This is a genomic window from Bradyrhizobium sp. WSM2254, from assembly GCF_000472645.1.
GTDB classification, from domain to species: Bacteria; Pseudomonadota; Alphaproteobacteria; order Rhizobiales; family Xanthobacteraceae; genus Bradyrhizobium; species Bradyrhizobium niftali.
This window is the reverse complement of record NZ_AXAB01000028.1, coordinates 95858-121154: the sequence shown is the minus strand read 5'-3', so window position 1 is coordinate 121154 and position 25297 is coordinate 95858. Positions and strand designations below refer to the sequence as shown.

Annotated in this window: 19 protein-coding genes; 14 read left to right on the top strand and 5 right to left on the bottom strand. The window is 60.5% G+C overall.

From position 1 onward, the window contains the following. Nucleotides 1-89 precede the first annotated feature (89 nt). The gene (locus A3M7_RS0121445; RefSeq protein WP_027545727.1) at nt 90-872 is read left to right on the top strand and encodes an IclR family transcriptional regulator; all 783 of its coding nucleotides are present in this window, start codon (nt 90-92) and stop codon (nt 870-872) included. Nucleotides 873-1829: 957 nt separating this feature from the next. Next, on the top strand, nt 1830-2045 hold the full coding sequence (locus A3M7_RS0121440; protein WP_027545726.1) for a hypothetical protein: 216 nt from the start codon (nt 1830-1832) through the stop codon (nt 2043-2045). A 181-nt stretch (nt 2046-2226) separates the two neighbouring features. Here A3M7_RS0121440 and A3M7_RS0121435 read toward each other — a convergent pair whose 3' ends face one another. After that, the gene (locus A3M7_RS0121435; protein ID WP_027545725.1) at nt 2227-2736 is read right to left on the bottom strand and encodes a PaaI family thioesterase; all 510 of its coding nucleotides are present in this window, start codon (nt 2734-2736) and stop codon (nt 2227-2229) included. A gap of 581 nt (nt 2737-3317) precedes the next feature. Here A3M7_RS0121435 and A3M7_RS44780 point away from each other — a divergent pair. Next, a complete protein-coding gene (locus A3M7_RS44780; RefSeq protein WP_049823613.1) occupies nt 3318-5603 on the top strand; it encodes a PAS domain-containing protein in 2286 nt (761 codons plus the stop codon). 111 nt (nt 5604-5714) lie between these two features. On the opposite strand, the gene A3M7_RS0121425 is transcribed toward A3M7_RS44780, so the two are convergent. Beyond that, complete coding sequence (locus A3M7_RS0121425) at nt 5715-6362, bottom strand: response regulator transcription factor (protein WP_027545724.1); 648 nt, start codon at nt 6360-6362, stop codon at nt 5715-5717. Between the two features lie 532 nt (nt 6363-6894). Between A3M7_RS0121425 and A3M7_RS0121420 the strand changes: the two genes are divergently transcribed. After that, on the top strand, nt 6895-7290 hold the full coding sequence (locus A3M7_RS0121420; RefSeq protein WP_027545723.1) for a response regulator transcription factor: 396 nt from the start codon (nt 6895-6897) through the stop codon (nt 7288-7290). A gap of 406 nt (nt 7291-7696) precedes the next feature. Next, nucleotides 7697-8215: a transcriptional regulator gene (locus A3M7_RS0121415; RefSeq protein ID WP_027545722.1), complete on the top strand. Its 519-nt coding sequence runs from the start codon at nt 7697-7699 to the stop codon at nt 8213-8215. Between the two features lie 338 nt (nt 8216-8553). Here A3M7_RS0121415 and A3M7_RS0121410 read toward each other — a convergent pair whose 3' ends face one another. The 3 genes from A3M7_RS0121410 to A3M7_RS0121400 form a co-directional block, all read right to left on the bottom strand. After that, nucleotides 8554-9675: a GMC family oxidoreductase gene (locus A3M7_RS0121410; protein WP_027545721.1), complete on the bottom strand. Its 1122-nt coding sequence runs from the start codon at nt 9673-9675 to the stop codon at nt 8554-8556. A 210-nt stretch (nt 9676-9885) separates the two neighbouring features. Beyond that, on the bottom strand, nt 9886-12753 hold the full coding sequence (locus tag A3M7_RS0121405) for a winged helix-turn-helix domain-containing protein (RefSeq protein ID WP_027545720.1): 2868 nt from the start codon (nt 12751-12753) through the stop codon (nt 9886-9888). Nucleotides 12754-12927: 174 nt separating this feature from the next. Then, complete coding sequence (locus A3M7_RS0121400) at nt 12928-15783, bottom strand: winged helix-turn-helix domain-containing protein (RefSeq protein ID WP_084302352.1); 2856 nt, start codon at nt 15781-15783, stop codon at nt 12928-12930. Nucleotides 15784-16302: 519 nt separating this feature from the next. Here A3M7_RS0121400 and A3M7_RS44775 point away from each other — a divergent pair. The 9 genes from A3M7_RS44775 (at nt 16303) to A3M7_RS0121340 (ending at nt 25275) form a co-directional block, all read left to right on the top strand. Continuing rightward, nucleotides 16303-17358 carry a heme o synthase gene (locus A3M7_RS44775; RefSeq protein ID WP_063629456.1) on the top strand — a complete coding sequence of 352 codons (1056 nt, stop codon included), beginning with the start codon at nt 16303-16305 and terminating at the stop codon, nt 17356-17358. A 1-nt stretch (nt 17359) separates the two neighbouring features. After that, the gene (cyoA, locus tag A3M7_RS44770) at nt 17360-18238 is read left to right on the top strand and encodes a ubiquinol oxidase subunit II (RefSeq protein WP_049823611.1); all 879 of its coding nucleotides are present in this window, start codon (nt 17360-17362) and stop codon (nt 18236-18238) included. Continuing rightward, on the top strand, nt 18235-20220 hold the full coding sequence (cyoB, locus tag A3M7_RS0121380; RefSeq protein WP_027545717.1) for a cytochrome o ubiquinol oxidase subunit I: 1986 nt from the start codon (nt 18235-18237) through the stop codon (nt 20218-20220). Before cyoA ends, cyoB begins: the two co-directional genes overlap by 4 nt. Further along, nucleotides 20217-20852 (top strand): cytochrome o ubiquinol oxidase subunit III, encoded by a 636-nt coding sequence (gene cyoC / locus A3M7_RS44765; RefSeq protein WP_049823610.1) that lies wholly within the window; start codon nt 20217-20219, stop codon nt 20850-20852. Before cyoB ends, cyoC begins: the two co-directional genes overlap by 4 nt. Then, a complete protein-coding gene (gene cyoD, locus A3M7_RS0121370) occupies nt 20849-21244 on the top strand; it encodes a cytochrome o ubiquinol oxidase subunit IV (RefSeq protein ID WP_027545716.1) in 396 nt (131 codons plus the stop codon). The genes cyoC and cyoD overlap by 4 nt, the downstream gene beginning before the upstream one ends. A 148-nt stretch (nt 21245-21392) precedes the next feature. Next, complete coding sequence (locus A3M7_RS0121365; protein WP_027545715.1) at nt 21393-21701, top strand: hypothetical protein; 309 nt, start codon at nt 21393-21395, stop codon at nt 21699-21701. 249 nt (nt 21702-21950) lie between these two features. Next, the gene (locus A3M7_RS0121355) at nt 21951-22880 is read left to right on the top strand and encodes a hypothetical protein (RefSeq protein ID WP_027545714.1); all 930 of its coding nucleotides are present in this window, start codon (nt 21951-21953) and stop codon (nt 22878-22880) included. 1 nt (nt 22881) lies between these two features. Continuing rightward, entirely contained in the window at nt 22882-23859 is a 978-nt protein-coding gene (locus A3M7_RS0121350; protein WP_027545713.1) for a 3-hydroxyacyl-CoA dehydrogenase NAD-binding domain-containing protein, read from the top strand. 195 nt (nt 23860-24054) lie between these two features. Beyond that, complete coding sequence (locus tag A3M7_RS0121340) at nt 24055-25275, top strand: acyl-CoA dehydrogenase family protein (RefSeq protein WP_027545711.1); 1221 nt, start codon at nt 24055-24057, stop codon at nt 25273-25275. Nucleotides 25276-25297 lie beyond the last annotated feature (22 nt).

The following is a 25297-nucleotide window of genomic DNA, read 5'->3' as shown; positions in this document are numbered from 1 at the left end:
TATAGTTGAATCTATGTTTTATTGTTGTATGATGCTCTCGACCTTTGTTTGTGTCAATCTCGATTCGTTGAACCGGTCGAAGGAAGCAGATGCAGGAGAAGAAGCCGCGCCGTGGCATTCAGTCGGTGGAAATTGCCTTTCGGATTCTGAGCGTTATGCAGACGAGCCAGCAGGCGATGGCTCTCAAGGACATCGCGCCGCTGGCGGATCTGACGGCGAGCGCCGCGAATAACTATCTCGTGAGCCTCGTCAGAATCGGGCTCGCCGCCGCGGACGAGAAGCCTGGCCACTATCGCCTCGGCCCTGCGGCGCTCTCGCTCGGCGTCAGCGCGATCCAGCAGATCGACGGTTTCGAGATTGTCCGCCGCGAGGTCACCAATCTGCGCGACATCACGCGGCGAAGCGCGGCCGTCACCACATGGACCGACGACGGCCCGCTCAGCCTGTTCAAGCAGGACGGCGATCAGCGCGGCGCGTTTGAGTTTCGCACCGGACTGATCCCGATGCTAAGTTCCGCAGCCGGCAAGATCTACGCCGCCCGGCTGGCACCGAACCTGACGGCGCATCTGATCGCGCAGGAATGGGATGCTGTGTTCGGCGGCAAAGTCGACGCCGGAAAATTCAGGGAAGATGCAAGCCGTGAGCTGAAGCGAAAGGGCTACACGACGATCGTCCGCTCCGACCTGACCAGCTATGTCTCCATTGCCGCCCCCGTCCTGGACTGGAATGGCGATGTCCGGTTCACCCTTAGTCTGGCAGGGACGCGGGCCTCGATGACGATAGAGCCCTCGAGCGATCAGGTGAAAGCCCTGCTCGCCGGCGCGGCGAACGCAACGCAAGCGCTTGGCGGCAAGACGGCAAGCCGCGAGTAGCCGATTGCACCGTCCGTACGACTACAGAACGACCTCGATCAGACGAGGGCCGCGGTTTTTCGACTCGCCCGAGCGCGATGTTGAGGATGGCATAGGAGCGGTTCGCCAAGCGATTCGCGCGCCTGCGCGTAGACGCGTCGCTGGCCTGACCCAGCAGTCATAGGGTTCGCCCCGAATAATTTTTGACTTTTGCGCAGCCAAACATCAACGCCATAGGCGCGGACAGGCGTTATCGGTTTCCGAGAGATATGCCGGCGACGAAAAAAAGGGCCGATGGCAAACCGCCATCGGCCAGAAGTCGACCTGGTGGGAGCCGCGGCCAGAACGGCCGCGAGGCTCAGAGCGTCTCGGGGGAGGACAGGCGCTCGCAAGTCAGGTCTTGTGCCGCGCTTGCGCTGATCAAGGGGAAAAAGCGGATCGCGACGCCACCACCCTACGACCGGTCACCTCTTTCCGATTGTACCCACTTGCCGAGAACAGTCTGCAACTGCTGCAATGGTGTTGATGTCCGTCCCGGTCAATTTGAGCGCATTGAAGAAGCAAGCAGAAGTGTCGGTCGGGACTTAATTGGAACCCGTACGAGCGCATAGTTCAGTCACCCTTTTGGATAATCAAACTTTACCAAGGTTCGATTGAGACGATGGTCTCGATCGCCCTAGTCTACATGCATGGGAAAGCGCATCGGCTCATCCGATGCGACAGTGGGAAGAGGATCATCGACGAACGGAAGGAGACCACAATGCAGAGCCGTCCGGAATGCCCCAGGACTGTTAGTGCCGCGCGATGTGCGGTCTGTGACGGCAAATTTGGTCTCGTCCGGCATTATTCGTGGCGCACGCCGCTTTGTTCGCAAAAGTGCGTCGATCGCTTCAGAGCGCGCCGGGAAAGCGACCGCAGCTGGCTGCCGTGGTTCCGGATCGCCCTGAACCCGTCGGCGGAGAACCGCGCGAGGGTATCATGACATTCGAGATCTCACGACGAGGCAAGGCATATCTGGAAACAGCACAGACCTTGCTCCGCAGCGCCCGGACCATGACCGACTGCGCGATTGCGGCTCAGCTCAGGGCCTTGGCCGAGGACTATGAGCGGCGTGCCGAGAAAGCGTCACATGCCGACGCGGCCAAGGCTTTGGCCCGCTCGGCTACCTCCGCCGAACAGGTGAACGTCTGGTAAGCCCTGACGTGTCAGCCTTAGCAAACGACCGCGCTAATACTTTTTCATGAAGGCGAGGACAGCCTGGTCGTAGACGCTGGGCTTTGTGGCGAACGTAATCGGCCGCAGCTCGGCTACGCAAGCTCTGACGTTCCTGGCGCCGGCGGCCTGAGAGTTGCCCTGCCTACCCTCCGATTCAACGTCAACCTTTCGCGCTCCCCTTCGGAACTTCGAACACAAGGCACGTCGTCGTCGCATGCGCAAGCAGCCGATCCTTTGCATCCGTGATGCGCGCCTCGGCGGTGGCGACGCGGCGACCGGCGTTGAGCACGCGGCCCTCGGTGCGGATCACGCCGCTCGTCTCGCTCATGCCGCGCACGAATGATATCTTGAATTCCAGCGTGGTGTAGCCAGTGCCCGCGGGCAGCGTGCTCTGCACTGCGAGCCCCATCGCGGAATCCAGGAGGATCGCGGCATAGCCGCCATGCACCGAGCCGATCGGATTGTAGTGGCGCAGACCCGGCACGCTGTGAATCAAGACGGCGCCGGGTTCGACCGTGCAGTCGAACGGCTCGACCGTCTGCATGATCGGCGGCTCCGGCAATCGTCTCGCGAAGATCGCGCGGACGAAATCGAGCCCCGACATCGATGCCATCACGTTGATGGGGACGATGCCGTATTCGACATCCTGCTTGCCGGATTTATCGCCCATGATCTCTCAACCCACCGCGTCGTCATGCCGGACCTGATCCGGGCATTCATGATTGCTCAGAGGTCAATGTGACGTTCAAACAGGCCACCGGCTTGAAGGCTGTTGTCGCGTCGGGAACGTTCTTGTCGTCTTTGTTTCGAGAACGGGCCCGTGTGCCTTCAAAAGCAAACGCCTCCAAACCCCGGGACCCGCGAAGACTTGGATCTCTGAGACGGTTCGCGGAATGATCCAGGGCGCGTACTTATAAATTTCGATTAGCGATCGGCCATCACCGGAAGTCAGTTGGTTTCTCGAGCCGGTGCATTCTTCCCTGAACTTCGGCTTCGACGACCTGCTCAAGAAGCGCTCGCGCGCAGTTGCGCAAGACCTCGGTCAGCGGTTCCGCAAAAAGTTCCTTTTTGGGAGAGCTGGAAAACGTTAGTGTCCGTCTGGGCGTATCACTCCTTCAGTGGAGAAGTGGAAGCTTCCGACACCCCCACGATGCGCCGCTTTATCCCATTTCGCGTTTAGCTCCTCGTTGGTCGGCTGGCTCACGAATGAGGCAAGCCATGGTACATCGGGACCCTTCAGCGCCAACACCCATGCCGACGATTTTCCGGTACGGCATTGCAGTTCTGTCCGTAACAATCGCGATCGGGTTGGATTTCTTCCTGTTGCGACGTTTCGAGGTCAAGTTGACGCCGTTCTTGTTCGCGGTCGCCGCGACCGTTTGGTACGCGGGAGCCGGGCCAGGTGCGCTCGCAATTGTCCTTTCAGTCCTCAGCCTTAATTACTTCTTTCTACGTCCCTCGTTTTCCTTGAGCCCAATTAGCTATGCTGATCTCGTTTATCTAGCCGTTTGCACATCTTGCGCCTTGGCTGTCGGTTGGGTCAGCGCCGTGCGACGACGGGCAGAGCAAGAGCTTCGTCAGGCCCGCGAAGAGCTCGAGGCCAAAGTGGTGGAACGGACCGCCGATTTACAGCGGAGCGAGGGATATTTGGCGGAAGCACAGAGGCTGAGCCACACCGGTTCCGCGGCCTATAACGACACGGAAATTCTTTATTGGTCCGAGGAGGCTTCCCGCATCTGGGGGTTTGATCCGCCGCAAGGCATTCCGAGCCGCGAAGCGGTGTGGCAACGGATTCACCCAGACGACCGAGACAGGGTGAACGAAAACATCGAGCACGGCGTGCGCGAAAAGATAAGCTTTGTGAACGAGTTCAGAATCATACTGCCCAATGGAACGATCAAACACCTCGAAGCAACTAACAATCCTGTGTTCTCGGCAAGCGGAGAGCTTCTGGAGATTGTCGTCACGGGCATCGACGTGACGGAGCGCAGACGGGCCGAGGAAGCATTGCGGGAGAGCGAATACAAGCTCCGTGAAATCATCGAAACAGTGCCAGGCTTGCTCTGGTCACTGGACCCCAACGGCGAACCGACCCATATCAATCAGCGCACGTTGGACTATAGCGGCCTGCGAGTTGAGGATCTCAAGCACGGTGGCTGGCACGCATTTCTGCACCCTGACGACCTTCCCGAAAGTGCGAGGGCTTTCTCGCACGCAATTCAGACCGGCACTTCGTACCAGCGCGTGACCCGTCTCCGTCGGGCGGACGGGGAGTTTCGTTGGCACGATTCTCGCGGAGAGCCTCTGCGCGATCGGCAGGGACGCATCATCCAGTGGTATGGCCTGTCTGTTGACATCGATGAAGGCAAGAAGGCCGAAGACCGGCTACGCCGCAGCGAAGCCTATCTGGCGGAGGCACAGAGGCTGAGTCACAGCGGTGTATCGGCCTTCAACGAGACGGCGATTCTCTATGGTTCGGAGGAGACGTACCGCATCTGGGGGTTTGACCCGGCGGAAGGTGTTCCGAGCCGCGAAGCCGTGTTCCAACGAATCCACTCCGACGACCGGGGCCGGCTATTCGCAGAAGTTCAACGCGCGGTGAGCGAGAAAAGAGACTACTCGATCACGTACAGAATCGTGCTCCCCGATGGAACGATCAAATACCTCGAAGTATTCGGCCGGCCTGCGTTCGCCGCAAGCGGAGAACTTGTCGAGATTGTCACTACTCAGATCGATGTGACGGAGCGCAAACGCGCTGAAGAAGCATTGCGGACAGTAGAGGCGCAAGCTCGCGAAAATGAGCAGCGATACCGAGAGGCACAGTTGGAACTCGTGCACGCCAATCGCGTGGCAACGATGGGACAGCTGACATCATCAATCGCGCATGAAGTGAACCAGCCGATCACCGCAGCAGTAACGTACGCGTTGGCCGCTCGGCGTTTCCTGAGCGCTGAGCCGTCGAACCTTCGAGAGGTGGATGACGCGCTCTCTCTTATTGTCAAGGAGGGGAATCGCGCAGGCGAGGTCGTCGGGCGAATCCGCGCACTCATTAAGAAGGCGCCCGCACGAAAAGACGCCGTCGAGATCAACAATGCCATCCTCGAGGTTATTGCTCTCGCACATGCAGAGGCCGCAAACAATGGCGTCTCGGTGCGAACGCAGCTGGCGGAGGGCTTGCCAACTGTCCAGGGAGATCGGGTCCAGCTGCAACAGGTATTACTTAACTTGATCATCAATGCCATTGAAGCCATGCGCGACGTCGGAGAAGAGAAGCGGGAGTTGCTCATCAGTACCCGTAACGAGCCGGATGGCGTGTCGGTGGAGGTGCGAGATTCAGGTCCAGGCTTCGCGCCGGCAGCTCTTGAGCGCGTGTTCGAGGCCTTCTACAGCACGAAAACGGGCGGTTTGGGGCTTGGACTGTCGATCTGCCGGTCAATTATCGAAGCGCATAACGGACGATTGTGGGCGAGCCCTAACGTGCCACGCGGCGCTATTTTTCGCTTCGTTGTGCCTGCTCATCCGGCCGCCGCATCGTGAGTGAATGCCGCTTCAGATCCGCGACGTGGCAGATGTCGAGGCTCTAGCAGGCACCCCGATCATCGGTGGTGAGGCGAAACCATTACGGAAGATGCAGGCTGAGCGTCCGCGCTAGGCAACGCGACCCGGGCTACGCGGTTTTGTCGGCGTCAGTTGCAATTGGTCGGCCATGCGCGTCAGGTCAGGCAAGGACGATGCCCGCATCTTACGCATTACTTGGCCACGATGAACCTTTACCGTGATTTCGCTTACGCCGAGGTCGTCTGCGATCTGCTTGTTTAACCGCCCGCTCACCACGAACGCCATGACCTCGCGCTCCCGCGGCGTCAACGTTTCGAAACGAACTTTCAGCTCTGCCATAGCTCGTTCCTGCGCAAGCCGCGCTCGATCACGAGCATGACCGAGCTGAATCGCTTCAAGCAAATCCTGCTCTCGGAACGGCTTTGTTAGGAATTCGATTGCGCCCCCCTTCATCGCCTGCACCGACATTGGAATGTCACCATGTCCGGTAATGAAGATGATTGGCAGCTGCCTTTTGGCACCTGCTAGTTCGCGCTGCAGTTCGAGTCCGCTCTGGCCGGGAAGCCGCACGTCAAGCACCAGGCAAGTGGGGCCTTCTGGCGGATCCGCGTCTAGAAATTCGCTCACCGAACCGAGTAGGCTGACCCGAAAGCCCGCCGATCGAAGCAGCTTGCCTAATGAGTCCCGCACTCCCGGATCATCGTCGATGACCATTACTGTTGGCGGTTGCTCTACCACATGTTCCTCGTTGACATGCGCATAAGCTTGCCAGTCCGCCATGGAGCATAGCCAGATTATCGCGCGCGCGATAGGGGGACGACCAGCCCAATTTGGTTCCGACGGATCGCAGCCATCGGCAGACCGGCCGGTGAAGTCGATCAGTGTTTTGCGCAGGTGCCGCTGCCCACCACGACGAACCGACTACGCCCCGCACAACCTTCGTGTAGTGCTCACATTCCTATTTGGGACTCGATCCTTACGCTAGATCAATAGTGAGCCCCAATGCGTGCCGTTACGGTGAAGTCTCCTCCCTCGACGCCAATCACTCCCTGGGGCCTCCTTGCCCCTCCAGCGCAGTCCAAGCTGGAGGGGCGCTTGTGAGCTAACAGGGGCTAGGGGGTGCCTGTGACGCAGCGTGCTACATGGACCGCAAAATTTCCGATCCGCCGAAGCCAATCGTCGAGTTCCTATACATTTGTATAATCGAAGCACGCAGCGGTTGCGACTAGGCTGGATAGGAGAGAGTCTCGCGGCTTAATGGTCTTACCAAGTGCCAAATAGCGGACCAATTGTTGCTATAGTCGACGACGACGAGGCGGTTGGCAACGCAATCGAAGTTTTGATGCGTTCGATAGGATTGGTCGCCCAGGCATTTTCGTCCGGAGAGGAGTTCTTGCGCTCACCCGAACTGAGCCGCACCGGCTGCTTGGTTGTCGACTTCGACATGCCCAAGATGAGTGGCCTTGATCTGCACAACACTTTATCTTTGTCGGGTAAAAAAATCCCCACCATACTGATAACTGCATATCCGAGCGATGATATTCGTGCCCGCGCACTTCAAGCCGGCGTCATCTGCTATTTGCCCAAGCCGTTCGATGAGAGCGACCTCCTGAACTGTATTGAGACCGCGCTAGATCGCGCAAAGAGAAATAGAGGCGCGCCTTAGTTTGCCTGCGTTGCATCGATTGGCCGCTGGGTACGCGACAGGTCGCCTCCGCTGGCCGTTGGCGATGCAACTCAATTCAGGCCGGCATCGCAGAGGCGCGAACTATAAGACCTACCCGTTATCAACTGACTGGTGTTGGCGCAACACGCTTCAGCGACTAGACGTGCATCGCAGGACGGTCGCGCCGGCGCACGCTGCTCCTGTCTGTCATGGTCGCAGCGGGCAGCGGTTCGTCTCAACTCCGCGTTGACGGTGATTGAGCTATACCAAGGTTTAGCTCGTGCTTTCCAAAGGTGGAGAAAGACTACGAGCTTCGTTGGGGCCAACTTTACGCGCGCACGATTGCGGCGTTTGTGGACCGACGATACCCATACGGGACCGAGAAGATCCATCGTTTGGCTGACACATGCATGGTGCCATAATTCACAGGAAGCTGAGGTTCGGCCCTTTCGAACTTTCGGTTGGCGAGAGGGTGCTTCGACGCGACGGTCGCGCACTTCCCCTCGGCGCTCGAGCACTGGATATCTTGATCTATCTTGCCGACCGCGCGGGGAAGGTCATAGCGAAGCGAGAGCTCATCGATCACGTCTGGTCAGACGTGACCGTAGCGGAGGGGACCCTGCGAGTCCACGTAGCCGCGATCCGCAAGGCACTTGGTGACGGCCAATTTGGCAACCAGTACATTGCAAACATCAAGGGACGGGGCTACTCGTTCGTCGGCACCCTCGTCCCCTTCGCTGGCCGTGGACAAGTCCCCTTGGCGGACTTGGGAAGCTTGACCGATCCGCGTCATTTTGCGGAAGCCATCGCGACATCCTTGAGATTTGCAGTTAATTTAAAGCTTCTTATCGTTCTCGATAACGGTGAGCAGGCGATCGAGGCGGTCACTCTGGTCGCCGAGCAACTCTCTCAGGAAACGGATTAATCAGTTCGAGCGGACATGCCCTCAGACGGCGGCGCAAAGGGGACCTAGCGGGATGTCGCAGATGGCTCATTTACGACCGACTCAGCGAAGATTGTCGACTGGTTGATGTCCGCTTTGCCGCGAAAGCGCCGGCGCCGGGAGCAGCGATGGGAGCGACCGAGCGGGTCACCCAGGGCGCAGACTCAATAACACGCAACCAAAGCCTGATTGACGCAAGCTGGACGCAGGAGGCTTGTCGTTTCCGTTCTACCCCCAACAAACACACCGTTGATGGGTCCAATCCAGACTTCGCATTGGGTCAGCTAAGGTCAAAGCCCGACCTTCGTTACAAAACCCGGCTATGCCGCCTTGATCAAGTCCGCCGCTTTCTCGGCAATCATGACGGTCGGCGCATTGGTGTTGCCGCCGACCAGCGTCGGCATGACCGAAGCATCGACGATCCGAAGTCTCTGCAATCCGCGCACGCGCAGCTTGGAGTCCACTACGGACGTATCATCGATACCCATCTTGCAGGTCCCCACAGGGTGATAGATCGTATCGGCCCTGTTGCGAATGTGATCCATCAGGGCCTCGTCAGAGGTGATCCCGGCGGCGAAGAGATCCTTGTCGCGGTATTTCGCCAATGCCGGCGCCTGCACGATCCGCCGCACGAGCTTGACGCCCTTCAGCATGATCTCGGCATCGCGTGCGCAAAGGATCACCTCGCCTGAGGCCTCGGCGACCTTTTCGCGCCCGTCACGGCGGTAGCGCAGGCCGGTCGCGCCCTTGCCGTCGAACACGATCCCGGTTACATCCGCGTTGGTAATGACCGTGAGATTCGGCCGGTTCATCACGGGATGCAGATAGGCGGCAGCCGTCGAGCAGCGTTCGCCGTTCCTGTCGCCGCCCCAGTACTGGGTGACCTGATAAAGACCGGCACCCTCCTGTTCCGGTCCATTGAAATCGTCATTGCGACGGATCTGGTTTTCCGCACAAGCTTCGACAAACGCTGACGCGATCGGCCGCGGGCTGCGCTGGTTGGCGACGCGCAGCGGACCGTCACCGCCATGAAAAGCATCGAGGCCGCGCTCGTTACCTTCCGCACGCTTGAAGTAGGGCAGGACCTCCTTCCATGACCAGCCCTCGCATCCTAGCGCTTCCCAGTCGTCATAGTCGGTATGATGGCCGCGGATATAGATCATGCCGTTGATCGCGCTCGATCCGCCCAGCGCCTTGCCGCGCGGCTGGTAGCCTCGGCGTCCGTTGAGCCCGGGCTGCGGCACTGTCTCGAGAGCCCAGTTGTTGATTTTCGGCTTGCCCGACAGCATTGCCGCCACGCCGATCGGCGCCCGGACGACAACGCCCCTACCCTCGCCGCCGGCCTCGATCAGGCAGACGGTGACCTTGTGATCTTCCGAAAGGCGCGCCGCGAGCGTCGCGCCGGCAGAGCCGCCGCCTGCGAGGACATAGTCGTATGCCATCGAGTCCCTCCCTTGTCGGATGTTATTATCTTACGGCCGGCCCCGCCTGTGGCCAACGCCAGCAAGGCCGCCCAAGACTTGGTGCTTCGTTATGGGTCAAAGCCGGAAGCCCCGATCTGCCTCGGTTCCCGAGTGGACGCCGGTGGATGCAGCGGCCACTTCGGATTCGGCAAAACCAAGACTCACGAAGTGTAGAGCCTCACTATTCGATCATGCCGCCGGCGCTCGCGAGTCGGTCTGCTTGATCAACCTCCTTGCCAGGACGAGATCAGGCGTCGCGAAGCCCTCAGTGAAACGGTCGTAGATGGGTGCGATCAGATCATGAACCCTTCGGGCTTCGTTGCGCGCGATCCAAACGCGCGCGAGCTCCAATCCTGCCCTCAATTCGAATGCCAATGCCGATTGTTGTCGCGCCAGCTCCATTGACCTCTCAAAGCACTGCTCAGCTGCCGGGAGGTCGGGCACGTCACCAAAGGTGAATGCTTGGCCTTTGGCCAAGAATAGTGCGGGAAGATGAAGGCCCCTGTTGGAAGCGACTTCCGCCGCGATCGACTCATCGATGAGAGCCAATGCCTCTGTACGCTCGTTCTGCTTGGCCAGGCATACCGCCAATTCGGCGACGAACTGCGTCACAAATCCTGCAAATCGTAGATGTTTGTCCAAACTATCACGGAGAAGCAGCACACCTTCTGACTCTCGCGCAAGCCGGATGAGATACCATCCTCGGAATGCTAGAGCGGCGGCACGGAAAGGCTCCAATGAATGCTTCGCCACTGTTGTATCAAGTCGTGAGAGCGCTCGTGCGATTTTCTGTAGATCATCCTCGAGCCAGAAATGAAGTAAGATCGTCAGAATGAGCCCGCGGCATAGTGCGGTCGGATGGTCCGACCCTTCTGCTTCCTCCACAGCCATTACGGCACAGCAAACAGCCCGATCGAGATTTCCACTGAACCAATTTGAGAGGCCAAGAACAAGCAGCGATATCCTCCGCGGATCGAACAGATATTGGCGTGCGTTGAACCTACGCAATGGTGGAGAGTGAAGTAGTGCCCGCTCAAGATGTTTTTGAGCTCGGCGATGCTCACCGGAAAGCCAACGTGCTGCGCCCAGCATCGTATCGGCAATCGCGGCATCATCCGGCTTTCCAGTCCTCGCAACCGCTTCGGCACGAAGCGCCAGCGCGAGGGTTTCCTTCGCGTCCCCGATGTGAAGAAAATACGAGAACAGTCCGCCTAGCAAGAGGAGTTGGGGACGTATGTCCGGTTGCAGTTCGGCCAAAGTCAACGCGCTGTTGAACGCGTCGCGAACCGTTTCGGAATACCTCTCAGTGAGCATCCGCGAAAGGGCCAGGGACGCGTGAATCTCGAACTGATGCTGCGGGTCGCAGCCTTCCGGCATCCGTTCGATCGCCCGTAACATCCAACTCCTGCATTCCAAGAGTAGGGACAAACCTAGAAACAGCGGCGCGGCTGCCGCCGCTAATCTAATGGCAATGCGATCGCTTCCGTGAGTGCCAAAACTCCAGTCTAGTGCGGATCGAACGTTCCCAAGAAAATCCCGCAGCGAACCCGCTGCAGCCCGCGAGGTACCCAGCTCAAACAGACCGACGCTATTGGTTTCCAAATATGCGGTTACAAAGTTCGCGTGCCGCTCCGCAATCACGCCGTGCTCACCGCTGGCAACCAGTCTTTCGAGAGCGTATGCGCGCGTCGTATCCAGCAACCTGTAGGAAATCGCGCCAGATTCCGAGCGAGGTCCGATCAAGGATTTTTCGACCAGACAACCCACTACACCCGTAACGTCTGGCTGCCCCGCGCCTTCCTCCGCCGTCACGGCAACCGCAGCTTGCAAGACGAAATGCCCGGTAAAGATCGACAGGCGGCGAAATACTACACGCTCGCTCTCGGATAGATGGTCATAGCTCCAATCCAGCATTGCCCGCAGCGTCTGGTGCCGCGGATTTGCTGTTCGACGACCAAATCTCAGTAGATCGAGCCGAGAGCTCAGCCTCGCCGCTGTATCCTTTACGCCAAAAATCGCGGCCCGCCCGGCCGCAAGCTCGATTGCAAGCGGAATTCCGTCCAGTTTGCGGCAAATCTCGGCTACCACCGGAGCGTTGTCGTCGTGGAGCCGAAACTCATTGCCGCGCGCGTTGATGCGATCGACAAAGAGCCGTACCGCCGGATAGGCGAGAACCCCATCTGCGGTCTGCCCGTCGTGCTCTAGCGGGAACGCCAAAGGATTTAACGCAAATACATATTCATCAGCAATTTGCAGGGCTTCTCTGCTTGTTGCGAGAACTTGTAGTTCTGGCGCTTTTCGAAGGATGCCATCTACGACTTCCGCGGTTTTCTCGATCACATGCTCACAACCATCCAGAACTAGAAGTGCCCGTCGCGACCGCAGATACCTAGACAGCACGGCCTCAGGATCAATCGACTGGAGTTCAAGCATGATGGCGGAAGCTATCGCGCCGACGATCTGTTCCTTATCCCGAACGAGCGAGAGATCAACAAAGAATACGGCTCCTGAGAATTCCGCAAGCAACTCATGTCCGACCCAAACGGCAACCGCCGTCTTGCCGATTCCGCCGGGACCAAACACTGTTACCAGTCGTTCCGCCCGGAGATGAGATCGGATCGCGACAACGGCGTCTTCACGGCCGATCATTCGGTTGAGGGGAGACGGCAAATTGGCCAACCCGGCGAATGCGCGCGCTCCATCCTGTTCGCCAAACTGACGCGTGACGGGCGCGACAAAGGAATACCCGCGCCCCTGTACGTTGGTGATGTATCTGTTGCCGCAGCGTCCGTCACCCAATGCCTTGCGCAGCGCTGACATATGCACGCGAAGGCTGCCCTCCTCTACCGTGACCCCAGGCCACACCTTCTTGATAAGCTCGGTCTTGCTGACAACCTCACCGTTGTGCTCAACAAGAGACAGGAGAATATCGAAAGCTCGCCCGCCGAGCGGAATGACCTCGTCCGCGTTCCTCAGCAATCGCTCTGCAACGTTCAGCTCGAAGGAGCCGAAACGCATTCTGATGGCCGACCCTGAGCCAACTTCTTTCGTTGGCATGACTGGCTCCGCCAAGACCGCAAGGTTCTGTTCCCGCCGTTGGGAACAGCTCGCCGTACCAAAATATGCCGGTTAGCAGTCCGGGGCAACGTGCTAAATACAGACGTCGTTAGACGTATGACTTGGGTTACCACCTGGTGTCAAAACTGCCTCCCGCAGGCGCAATAGAAATCTTCATCGAGCGAGTTCGCGGAGCAGGCTCCGCGCCGCAAGAAGATCCACCGTTTCAAAACCTTCTGTGAACCTGTCGTAAACCTCTTCCAGCAGCTTTTTGGCCTCGTCTGGGTTGCCCTGGTTGGCCCTCAACCGGGCGAGATTCATCGCCGTGCGCAGCTCCCAGGCGAGCGCGCCTTGCTTGCGCGCCAGTGCCGCCGATTGCAGGAAGAGAGCGGCTGCCGCATCGGCGCGGTTGTCCAATAGCGCGAGCAGTCCTTTCACCCGCAGGACCTCGGCCGTACACCAATGCTCCCTGTTGAGATCCCTGCCTGCGAGCTGGGCCATCAGCGATACAGCGTCAGCACGGCGACCCGCCGCGATTGCGGACTCACTGAGATGAGCCAGGATGAGAGGAACGAACACTTCATATTGCATTTCGGCCAGCTGCCGCAGCCCTTCGCTCGCCAGCGGCATCGCCGCGTCGAACTGATTCCGCTTCGTCTGGCACAGTGCCAGAAGGCAATTCCCAATTCCCACCTGCGGTTTTATCAAGTGGGTTCTGGCGTGCTCGATCAGTTCGACAATGTCGTGCTCGACGGCGTCGATGTCGGTACCCGACAGGTACCCGTGGAAGCTGGCCCATGTCATCGCCACGCTGAGCGGCATTGCGAATTGAAGCGGCCTTGCCGCCTCGAGCATGCATGCCCCCGTCGACTCGGCTTGCTCGGGAAATCCCTGCAGCCACAGCGTGCTTGCGAGATTGCCGAGCGTATCAACGCGACGGTCGTAGCCGATCGCATTGACCTGCGCGAGCCGCGCCTTCTCCGTGTCGACAGCAAGCGAGCGCTCAAGATGCGCTCGCGACTCTGCCAGCCTGCCGAGATGATGCAGAGAATGCCCCAGCATCCACTCCGCCAGAGCGGTCGGACCTGGATCAGACAGCTTCTTCGCATCTTCGGCACAACGTTGCGCAAGTTCGAGCGCCTCATCGTAGCGGGTACGGATACTCCCTCCCCAAGATGCCAGGTAACGCAGTATCAATTTGCCCTGCGTTTCGCGAACGGTGTTTTCCAGCGTCCTGGTCCAGGCGACCATCGCCTCCACCGAGAAGCTCGTCGTGAACAACTGGGAGCTCGCAAGCGCCAGATGAATCACGATCTGCTGATCCGTCGCCTTGCCGTCCTCTCGGTTGGGCGCAACCGCGGCGGCCCGGATTGTCCAGTCTCGGCATTCGGCAAACAAGGCTTTGCTCAGCCAGATTGAGCTTGCATGGCTCGTCAGGTCGACGCCAATGCTCGGATCGCCGCAATTTCCAAACGCCCAATGCAACGCGGCGCGGATGTCGTCGAGATGCGTGACGAGGGCGCGCCGCTCGTCCGTCGGCAAATCCGCCTCATTCGCTCTCTTCAACAATGCACAATAGTATTGCGCATGCGCGCGACGGAATTGGTCAAGCTCTCCGGCATCGGCTAATTTCAGCGCGGCATAGGTACGCGTCGTATCCAGCAGCCGATAACGCGCGACCGATCCCGTGGTGTCGGCTGAGGCCAGCGATTTCATCAGTAGCCCGCCAACGGCGTCGAACACCTCTTCCGCCCCGATCCCTGGGCCTCCTGCGACCTGCTGCGCGGCTTCGTGCGTGAAGCCCGTGACGAATACGGACAGGCGCCGCAGAACCGTGCGCTCGACCTCCGACAACAAATTGTAACTCCAGTCGAGGGTCGCGCCCAGTGTCTGATGACGCGGCGGAGCGGTCCGGCGTCCCGGCCAGCGCAACGCAAATTCGCTGTCGAGCAACCTTGCAATCTCCTGCAGGCCGTAGGCGCCGACGCGCCCCGCCGCCAGCTCGATGGCAAGTGCGTTGCCGCCCAGCTTGCGACAAATATTGCCGGCGATCCTCACGTCGTGCTCTGCCAGATTGATCTGCCCGCCGCTCGTCGTCGCGCGCTGCACGAACAGTTTCACCGCGGGGAAGCCGAGCAACTCCGCGGCCGTCAGGCTGGCGCTATCGGGCGGAGTTTCGAGGGGGGAAAGGCGGTAGACATTTTCGTCGCCGACGCGCAGGACTTCCCGGCTGGTCACCAGAAGATGAAGCTGCGGCAGCGCCGCAAAAAGCCTCTCCGACAGGGCCGCCGCCTCCGCAACAAGATGTTCGGAGCCGTCAAGAATCAGCAGGATGGGCTTGCCATGCAAATGGCCAACCAATCCCGGTATCGGATCGCCGGACTGCACCGGCAGGCCGAAGGCCGACACGACGGCTGGCGCCAACAGCCGCGGATCGGCGACCGGGCTCAGTTCCACGAAGCAGACGGCGCCAAAAAATTCGGGCAGCAATGTGCGCGCGACGGATAGCGCCACCGTCGTCTTGCCCAGCCCGCCTGGTCCGACCACGGTCACGAACCGCTCGCTCGTCAGCTTGTGACAGATTTCGCTGACGATCTCGTCACGCCCTACTATCTGCCCGAGCGCCGGTGGCAGAGGGTAGTGGCCTTCAGGAAATTCATCGGCGGTCGGCAAACCAACCATTTCCCGCGACGTCGGCGCAACGAAGCAATAACCGCGGCCCGGCACATTCGTGAGGTACCGCTCGCCGCCCTCGCCGATATCGAGGGCCTTTCGCAACGCCGTGAGGTGGACCCGTAGGGTGACCTCTTCCACAAAAATCCCGGGCCAAACCTTGGCGATCAGCTCTCTTTGGCCGACCACTTCACCCGCATTCTGAACCAGAGCGAGCAGGATATCGAACGCACGGCTGCCAAGCTTGACCGTCTCGTCGGCCCTCTTGAGAACTCGCTCCGAGGGAAACAAGCGAAATGGCCCGAAGGAAACGACCTCCTGAGTGCGGGGGCCGTTCGTTGGAATTGCGGACTGCAAGGCGAATACTTCTTAGTTATGAAAGGACAAGAGAGTGAAGGCCAGGCCCGGTCCGCTGCGGACAGGTGTGCTTCCCTCAATCTTACCGGCTAAGCCTCGGAAATAAAACACCGTTCTACGGTTGCGTCATCCTCAGTACGTATCCTCCGCCTGCACTAGGAATGGCGAGAAAGACGCACGGCCAGTGATCGCCTTGGACCAAACGGAGGTCCATGCCCGGCAAGTCCACTTGGGGCGACGAAGGATGCATCGGAACCCAGATCTTCCGCGCACCGCCACGCAAGAGGATCGCCCTCTGGTCAAGTGACTTGCGAGTCCTTCCGGAACGCAAAGCCGTTCCAGCCGCGGCAATCTCATCCAAGATCGGAGCCAGCATTCGCATCACATTGCCGCCGAGCTCTGAGCGAGAGCGTGTCGGCAGGTGCGAAACGATGAACTCTTCGAAAAATCTTCTTGAAAGCGACGGTTGTCTGCCGTTCGCGAACGCATCCCGTTTCCGATGAACCCGGAGCAAGCGCCATGAACGTCAAGATCATCGCTGGTCCGCTTCGCCACAGGCCGGCTGTTTCCGCACCTTATTGCGCGGATCGTTTCACCGAGCGCTGGCGTTTGTCTGACTTCCTCGAGCTCGGCAAACCAAGGGTGATGCTGCTCGCCGTCTTCACCGCAGTCGTCGGATTGACCTGTGCGCACGGCGATCTCGATCCCCTCGAAGCCCTTGCTGCGGTTCTCGCCATCGCTGCCGGCGCCGGCGCCTCCGGCGCGCTCAATATGTGGTACGACGCCGATATCGATGCTGTAATGGCGCGGACCGCGATGCGGCCAATCCCCCGCGGCAGGGTCTCGAAGATCGAAGCGCTTGTCTTTGGTGCCGCCCTTGCCGTCGTCGCGGTCGCAGCCCTCGCGCTCGCCACGAACCTCGTGGCCGCTGCGCTGCTGGCCGGGACCATTCTCTTTTACGCCGTCGTGTACACGGCGTGGCTGAAGCGGTCCACACCACAGAACATCGTCATCGGCGGCGCCGCCGGCGCGCTGCCGCCCGTCATCGGCTGGGCCGCGGCGACAGGGGAGATCGGGCTCGAATCCCTTACGCTGTTTCTCATCATCTTCCTGTGGACGCCGGCCCACTTCTGGGCGCTGGCGCTCAACCGGAACGAGGATTATGAGCGCGCCGGCGTGCCGATGCTGCCGGTTGTCGCGGGATGGCAGGCCACGACGCGACAGATCCTGATCTACAGCGGCTTGCTGGCCGTCACCTCGGAGCTCCCCTTTGTGCTGGGATTTGCCGGCATCGCGTATGGCGCGATTGCCGCAATCTGTGGGGCGATCTTCCTCCTGCTCGCAGTCCGACTGAACAGCAGCACCGGGCCGGATCGCCGCGCCGCTCACAGGCTGTTCGTATTTTCCATCTCCTATCTGTTCGTGCTGTTTGCGGCGCTCCTGATCGACCAGGGCGGCAGTTCCTTCTCGTCCAGGCACGGCGGCCGCATCGTCGGATGGGTGCATGCCGAGCACCTGCAGGGCTCGGTTCGCAGCGCATCCCCTTCTCTCAACATCAGCGCAGGCGAGGTCTGATATGCGATACGGTTTACTGGCCGCGGTCCTGATGGGTGCCGCGACACTGGGCGGCTGCGACGGCGTGCTCGATCCCAAAGGGCCTATTGCCATCGCCGAGCGGCAAATCCTGTTCAACTCGCTCGGCATCATGCTGGCGATCGTGATCCCGACGATCGTCGCCACGCTGGGCGTTGCCTACTGGTTTCGCGCATCGAACACGCGTGCGCGCTATCGGCCGGATTTCACCTACTCCGGCCGTCTCGAGATGCTGGTCTGGTCGATTCCGGCGATGACGGTGTTTCTGGTCGGCGGTGTCGCCTGGGTCGGCTCGCACGATGTCAGCCCGCGCAAGCCCATCGTGTCCACAGTGAAGCCATTGCGAGTCCAGGTCGCTTCGCTCGACTGGAAGTGGCTGTTCATCTATCCCGACCAGGGCATCGCCAGTGTCAACTATCTGGCGATCCCCGTGGGCACGCCGGTCAGTTTCGAACTGACGTCTTCCGGCGTGATGAACAGCTTCTTCGTGCCGCAGCTTGGCAGCCAGATCTACACCATGGCCGGAATGGTGACGCGCCTTCACCTGCAGGCCGACCAGCCGGGCAGCTACCGCGGAATGTCCGCGCAATTCAGCGGCGACGGCTTTTCGGACATGTACTTCAACGTCGACGCCGTGGCAGCCGAAAAGTTCTCGGAATGGGTGGACGCAACGCGCAGCGTCGGGCCCGAATTGAATGCCACGACATATGCGGAGCTGGTCAAGCCAAGCGCTGCGACGACGCCGTTCACCTATCGCACGGTCGTTCCCGGCCTGTTCGACACGATCCAGGTTTCCCAAACGCAACAGTCTGACGAAGCGTTGTGCCGCAGCTATCCCACCTCAATGAGGGCAGAACAATGAGTCTACTTGGCAAGCTCGACTGGAGCGCGATTCCCCTGGACCAGCCCATCATTATGGGCGCTTCGGGCGGCATGGTCCTGGTCATCGTATCCATCCTGTCGTGGGTCACCCTCAAGGGCTATGTGCCCTATCTCTGGCGGGAGTGGATCACTTCGGTCGACCACAAGCGCATCGGCGTCATGTACATTATTCTGGCGCTGATCATGCTGTTGCGCGGATTTGCCGACGCCCTCATGATGCGGGCGCAGCAGGCTCTTGCCGCAGGCGGCGCGCAAGGATATCTGCCGCCGGAGCATTTCGACCAGATCTTCTCGGCGCATGGCACGATCATGATCTTCTTCATGGCGATGCCATTCGTGATCGGCATGATGAATTTCGCGGTGCCGCTTCAGCTCGGCGTCCGCGACATGGCCTTTCCCACCCTGAACTCGGTCGCCCTCGGGCTGACCGCGTCGGGCATCCTGCTGACCAACATCTCGCTCGCGGTCGGCGAGTTCGCGAAAACCGGTTGGGTCGCCTATCCGCCGCTCAGTGAGCTGCAATTCTCGCCCGGCGTCGGCGTCGACTACTATCTCTGGGCGCTGCAGATCTCGGGTGTGGGCACGTTGATGACGGGAATAAACTTCGTCGCCACGATCCTGAAGACGCGGGCGCCCGGGATGAGCCTGATGCGCATGCCCGTGTTCTGCTGGACGGCGCTCGCTTCGAATCTGCTCATCGTCGCGGCGTTCCCAGTCTTGACGGCAACGTTCGCGATGCTGCTGCTCGATCGCTACCTCGGATTCCATTTCTTCACGACCGATGCCGGCGGCAATGCGATGATGTACGTCAACCTGTTCTGGGTCTGGGGCCATCCGGAGGTCTACATCCTGGTGTTGCCGGCGTTCGGCATCTTTTCCGAGGTGGTGTCGACCTTCTCCGGGAAACCATTGTTCGGCTACCGCTCCATGGTCGCCGCGACGATGGCGATCTGTGTGCTGTCATTCATCGTCTGGCTGCACCACTTCTTCACCATGGGCGCCGGCGCCAACGTCAACGGCTTCTTCGGCGTGATGACGATGATCATCGCGGTGCCGACCGGCGTGAAGGTCTTCAACTGGCTGTTCACGATGTATGGCGGCCGCGTCCGCTTCACCGTTCCGATCCTGTGGTCGATCGGCTTCATGGTAACATTCGTGATCGGCGGCATGACTGGCGTCCTGATGGCCGTGCCTCCCGCCGACTTCCAGCTGCACAACAGCCTGTTCCTGATCGCCCACTTCCACAACGTCATCATCGGCGGCGTCGTGTTCGGCCTGATGGCGGGCTATAATTACTGGTTCCCCAAGGCATTCGGGTTCAAGCTCGACGAGCGATGGGGCGCGGCTTCGTTCTGGTGCTGGCTGATCGGCTTCTATCTCGCGTTCATGCCGCTCTACTGGCTGGGCCTGTTGGGCATGACCCGCCGTATGCAGCATTACGACGTCGTCAGCTGGCAGCCGTGGCTGATCGCTGCGGCAGTGGGCGCGGCCGTCATTCTAGCGGGCGTCGTTTGCCAAGTGGTGCAGCTCGTGGTCTCGATCCGCAATCGCGAACAGCTGAAGGCGAGCGCGGACCCGTGGGACGGCCGCACCCTGGAATGGGCGACGGCCTCGCCGCCGCCGGCCTGGAATTTCGCGGTGCTGCCAAAGGTCACGAGCCTCGACGCGTTCTGGAACATGAAGCAGCGCGAACGCTCGCATGAGCCCCAGCCGGCGAAGCAGAGCGGGTTCGAGCCGATCGAGATGCCAAAGAGCAGCCCGGCCGGCTTCGTCATCGCTTTCTTCGCCGTCATCAGCGGCTTTGCCCTGATCTGGCACATCTGGTGGATGGCCGGGGTTGGAGCGATCGGAATCTTCCTGACCATGCTCGCCTTCGCGTTCCGCGATGAAGACGAGACGGAAGTCCCACCCGATCAGATCGCGCATTTCGAACAGGCGAATTCGATGGAGATTGCGGCATGAACATCGCTGTTGCAGTTGATGGAGACGTTCGGCACGAGGCCCGGCTGAGCGCAAGCGAAGCTGGTCCGGCCACCAAGCGGATCGTGGTCGGCTACGGCTTCTGGATCTTCCTGCTGAGCGACATCGTGATGTTTGCGGCGCTGTTTGCCGGATACGCGGTGCTCGTACACGCGACCGCAGGCGGTCCGACCGGCGCGCAGCTGTTCAATCAGCGTGCCGTCGCGATCGAAACCGCCTGTCTTTTAGCCTCGAGCTACACCTGCGGACGGATGTCGCTCGCCATCGAATCGCAGCGCTTTGGCCTCACCTATCTGGCGGCCCTCGTCACCTTCGCGCTCGGGGCCGCGTTCCTGGCACTGGAATTACGGGAGTTCGCCGGCATGATTGCGATCGGCGCCGGCCCGCAACGCAGCGCCTTCCTCTCCGCCTTCTTCGCCGTGGTTGGCTGTCACGGACTGCATGTTACCGCCGGCCTGGTCTGGCTGGCGGTGATGATGGCCCAGGTTGCCATCAAGGGCTTTCGTCCGAACGTCGAACGTCGCCTGCTCTGCTTCTCGCTGTTCTGGCACGCCCTCGATATCGTCTGGGTCTGGCTGTTCACGGTCGTCTATCTGATGGGAGTCGTTTCATGACCGACACGCAGTATGATCGCGCACCTGGTGATGCGTCGGCACTACCGGATGTGGAACGCGGCACGTCCTCCGGCGCACTCGTCTACAACATTGGATTGGCGCTGGCGGTGATCCTCACGGCCATGTCGTTCTGGGTTGCCAATACCTCGCTGCTCTGGCCGCCCGGCGTCGCGCTCGGACTGATCGTGCTGGCGATCGCGCAGATGGGGATTCATCTGGTATTTTTCCTGCACGTCACCACCGGCCCCGACAACACCAACAACGTGATGGCCCTCGCCTTCGGCGTGCTGATTGTGCTGCTCGTCGTTGTCGGATCGCTTCTGATCATGGCTGACCTGAACGACAACATGAAGATGGGGCCGGAGATCATGGACCTGCATATGCAGCGTTGAGAGTGTATCGGGACGACGCTTGAAGCGCACAGACGTCGTCCCGGATCTCTCATTCCAGCAAGCCCGTTCCAAAACCAGCAAAGACGTTCGCGCGACAGATTCGTCGAAGCCATAGCATCGCAGCATCCTTCAATATTGGAGCTGCACCATGATGATCCGGCTTGCCATTATACTGGCCTCAGCAGCACTCAATGCCTCCACCCTTCCTGCCGCCGCTTCGCAATGCGCGGCGCCGTCCACAATCGCCACCATCCGGACGCACTGGGCGGCCGTCCGCAGTCAGTTGAGCAATGCCACCGATCGGCAAACCGCCTGCCGCGCTTACGCCGCTTCCTTCTATGAGTCGGTAACGACCCGTCAGGCGGCCGCGGGATGCACGGGCGACCTCGACGTCAGTGCACTCGATCTCGAGGTCAGCACCTTCAACGAACTGCTAGCGAGCAAGTGCGGCGGCTGAGCGCCGCGGCCGCGCAGCCATTATCGAAAGGTTTGTCCTATGATTCTCTTTCCGCTTCTGTCGTCCTGGATCTGGCTCCAGGTCTTCACATCCGTACAGTTTTCGCAACGAGAAGCCGCGTTCATTTCCGAGCAAGACCATCCCGGCTGCGGCAATCCCATTCAATAAGGCGCAGCGCCGCTGCGTCACATTTGAAACCGGAACGAGATTGACCTCGCTTCGGATGAAGAACTCTCAAAAAGGTGCCCCATGTCCAAAACGGCTTTGAACCTGGTCAAGAGCGCCAGCGCGCGAACGACGATACCTCGCCTCTTCGTTCTCGAGCTGAACGCCGGGAACATTCACGTGATGAACACCGACGGTTCCGACCGCAAGACGATCGTGACGGGATGTCATCTGCCCGACGGCATCGTCGTCGATGTCGAGAAAGGTCATATCTACTGGACCAATATGGGCATTCCCAACCTCAACGACGGGTCCATCGAGCGCGCCGATCTCGATGGCAAGAACCGCAAGATTATCGTCCCGGTCGGTGAAACCCACACCCCAAAGCAGATCATTCTCGAAAAGAAGTCCGGCAAGCTCTACTGGTGCGATCGCGAGGGCATGCGCGTGATGCGCTGCAACCTCGATGGGTCTCTGCTCGAGACGCTGATCGAAGCGGGGCGCAGCGGTGCTGACGCTCACGATCCGACCAAATGGTGCGTCGGGCTCTCCATCGATCCCCAGCAAAAGAAAATCTACTGGTCGCAAAAGGGCCCCGACAATGCGGGCCGCGGCGCCATCTTCCGCGCCAATCTCGAAATCCCCGCCGGCCAGACGGCGACCAATCGCTCCGACATCGAGGTTTTCTTCGACCGGCTCCCGGAGCCGATCGACCTCGAGCTCGATCACGAGAACCGCGTCATGTACTGGACCGACCGTGGCGATCCGCCGCGCGGCAACACCGTGAACCGCGCGTCCATCGACGACAAGCCGGCTGAGCCCGAGATCGTGGTGACCCATCTGATGGAAGGCATCGGTATCGCGCTCGACGTGCCCGGCGACCGCATGTTCGTCACCGACTTCGCCGGCTCGGTCTACTCCGCGCGCCTCGACGGATCCGGCGAGCGCAACTTCCTGTACGCCCAGGGCAACCTCACCGGCATCGCCTATGCCGAAATCCCCAAGGAGAAGTGACATGTCGCAAACCAAACCCATTCGCCGGGTCGCCATCATCGGAACCGGAGTCATCGGCGCGAGCTGGACCGCGCTTTTCCTCGCGAAAGGACTTGAGGTTGTGGCAACAGACGTTGCGCCGGACGCGGAAGCGGCTTTGAAGCGCTTTGTTGCAGCGGCCTGGCCGGCGCTGCAACGGTTAGGCCTCGCGTCCGGCGCGTCCCAGAACAAGCTGACTTTCACGGCCGCGCTTGCCGCCGCCGTGAAGGACGCCGACCTGGTCCAAGAGAACGGACCAGAGAGGATCGACTTCAAGCGGACGCTCTATCGGCAACTCGATGATCTGCTGCCCGCCGACGTCATCATTGCCTCGAGCTCCTCGGGCCTGACAATGAGCGAAATCCAGGCGGCTTGCGAAAAACACCCCGAACGCTGCGTGATCGGCCATCCCTTCAATCCGCCGCATCTGGTTCCGCTGGTCGAGATCGTCGGCGGCGCGAAGACGTCGGAAAGCACGATCCAGCGCGCCGCCGCCTTCTACACGGACCTCGGCAAGAAGACCGTGCGTCTCAACAAGGAGGTCCCCGGGCATGTCGCGAACCGCTTGCAGGCCGCGCTCGCCCGCGAGGTCTACCATCTCGTCGCCGACGGCGTCGTCAGCGCCGCCGATGTCGACACCGCGTTGAGCTGGGGACCGGGCCTGCGCTGGGGCATCATGGGCCAGTTGATGCTCAATCATCTCGGCGGCGGCCAGGGTGGCATCGAGCATTTCTTCCACCAGTTCACCGGTCCCATGACGGCATGGTGGAAAGTGCTGGGCTCGCCGCAACTGACGCCGGAGGTGCAGAAAAAGCTGATCGACGGCGTCCACGCCGAGGTCGGCTCGCGCTCGATCAGCGAGCTGGAAGCGGAGCGGGACGAGGTTCTGCTGGGCCTTATCGAGCTCCGCAAAAGAGTCGAGCAGGCGGGCGCCCCGCGACTGAAAGAGCGCGCTCTCTAAGACCCGACCAATGCAGATCAAAGCCCCGAACGGCCAGCGCCCTTCGGGGCTTTTTTGCGCGCCGGCAAAACGCGGAAGCGTGAGACAACTGCGCAAGAATGTCCCCGGGACCGCAAGCTGCTTCAAGAATGCCGACCGCTTCCGCAGCAGATTGTTCGCGGAGATCATCATCCGCTTCATTCAGGGAGAACCGACATGACCACAGCGACTGCAGCCCGAAAGACGGACGCGCCGAAGGCGCCTCCGGTACCGAACGGTGACTTCTATCAGCTCGTCGAGCTCCTGACCGCCGAGGAGCTGGCGCTGGTGAAGAAGGTGCGTGCCTTCATGGAATCGAAGGTCAAGCCCATCGTCAACAAGTACTGGTCGGACGATGCCTTCCCCTTCGAGCTGCTGCCGTCATTCAAGGAACTTGGTATCGGCGGGCTGGGCTTCGAGGGCTATGGCTGCGCCGGGGGCAGCCAGAAGCTGTTCGGCTATGTCGCGATGGAGCTGGCGCGCGTCGACGCATCGATCTGCACTTTCTTCGGCGTGCATAGCGGGCTTGCCATGGGCTCGATCTATCTCGACGGCTCGGAGGAGCAGAAGCAGAAGTGGCTTCCTGCGATGGCGCGCTGGGAGAAGATCGGATGCTTCGGCCTGACCGAGCCGCTAGTCGGCTCCGGCACGGGCGGCGGCCTCACCACGACCGCGAAGCGTGAGGGTGATACCTGGGTTCTCAACGGCCAGAAGCGCTGGATCGGCAACTCGCCCTGGTGCGACGTCTCGATCATCTGGGCGCGCGACGTCGCCGACAACCAGGTGAAAGGGTTCATCGTCGAGAACAAGTCGACCCCCGGCTTCAGCGTCGAGAAGATGGAGCACAAAATCGCGCTGAAGGTGGTTCAGAATGGACAGATCACGCTGAAGGACGTTCGCGTTCCCGAAGCCAATCGGCTACAGGGTGGCAACTCGTTCCGCGATACCGCCCGCGTCCTGCGCATGACGCGCTACATGGTGGGCTGGGCTTCGACCGGCATCCAGATGGGCGCATTCGAGACTACGCTGAAATATGCGCAGGAGCGTCTGCAATTCGGTAAGCCGATCGCCTCGTTCCAGCTGATCCAGGACCTGCTCGCCAAGATGCTCGGCAATGTTACGGCGTGCCAGTGCCTGATGCTGCGCTTGGCGCAGCTCGATGACGAAGGCAAGCTTGGCGATCACCAGGCGGCGCTGGGCAAGGCGTTCTGCACGGCAAAATCGCGCGAAACCGTCGCCTGGGGCCGCGAGGTGTTCGGCGGCAACGGCATCATCGCCGACTACAACATCGGCCGCTTCTTTGCCGACGCCGAGGCGCTCTACTCCTATGAGGGTACCTACCAGATGCAGAACCTGATCGTCGGCAAGGCGATCACCGGCATCAGCGCGTTCGTCTGATCGCGACGCCAGGCGGGCGGAT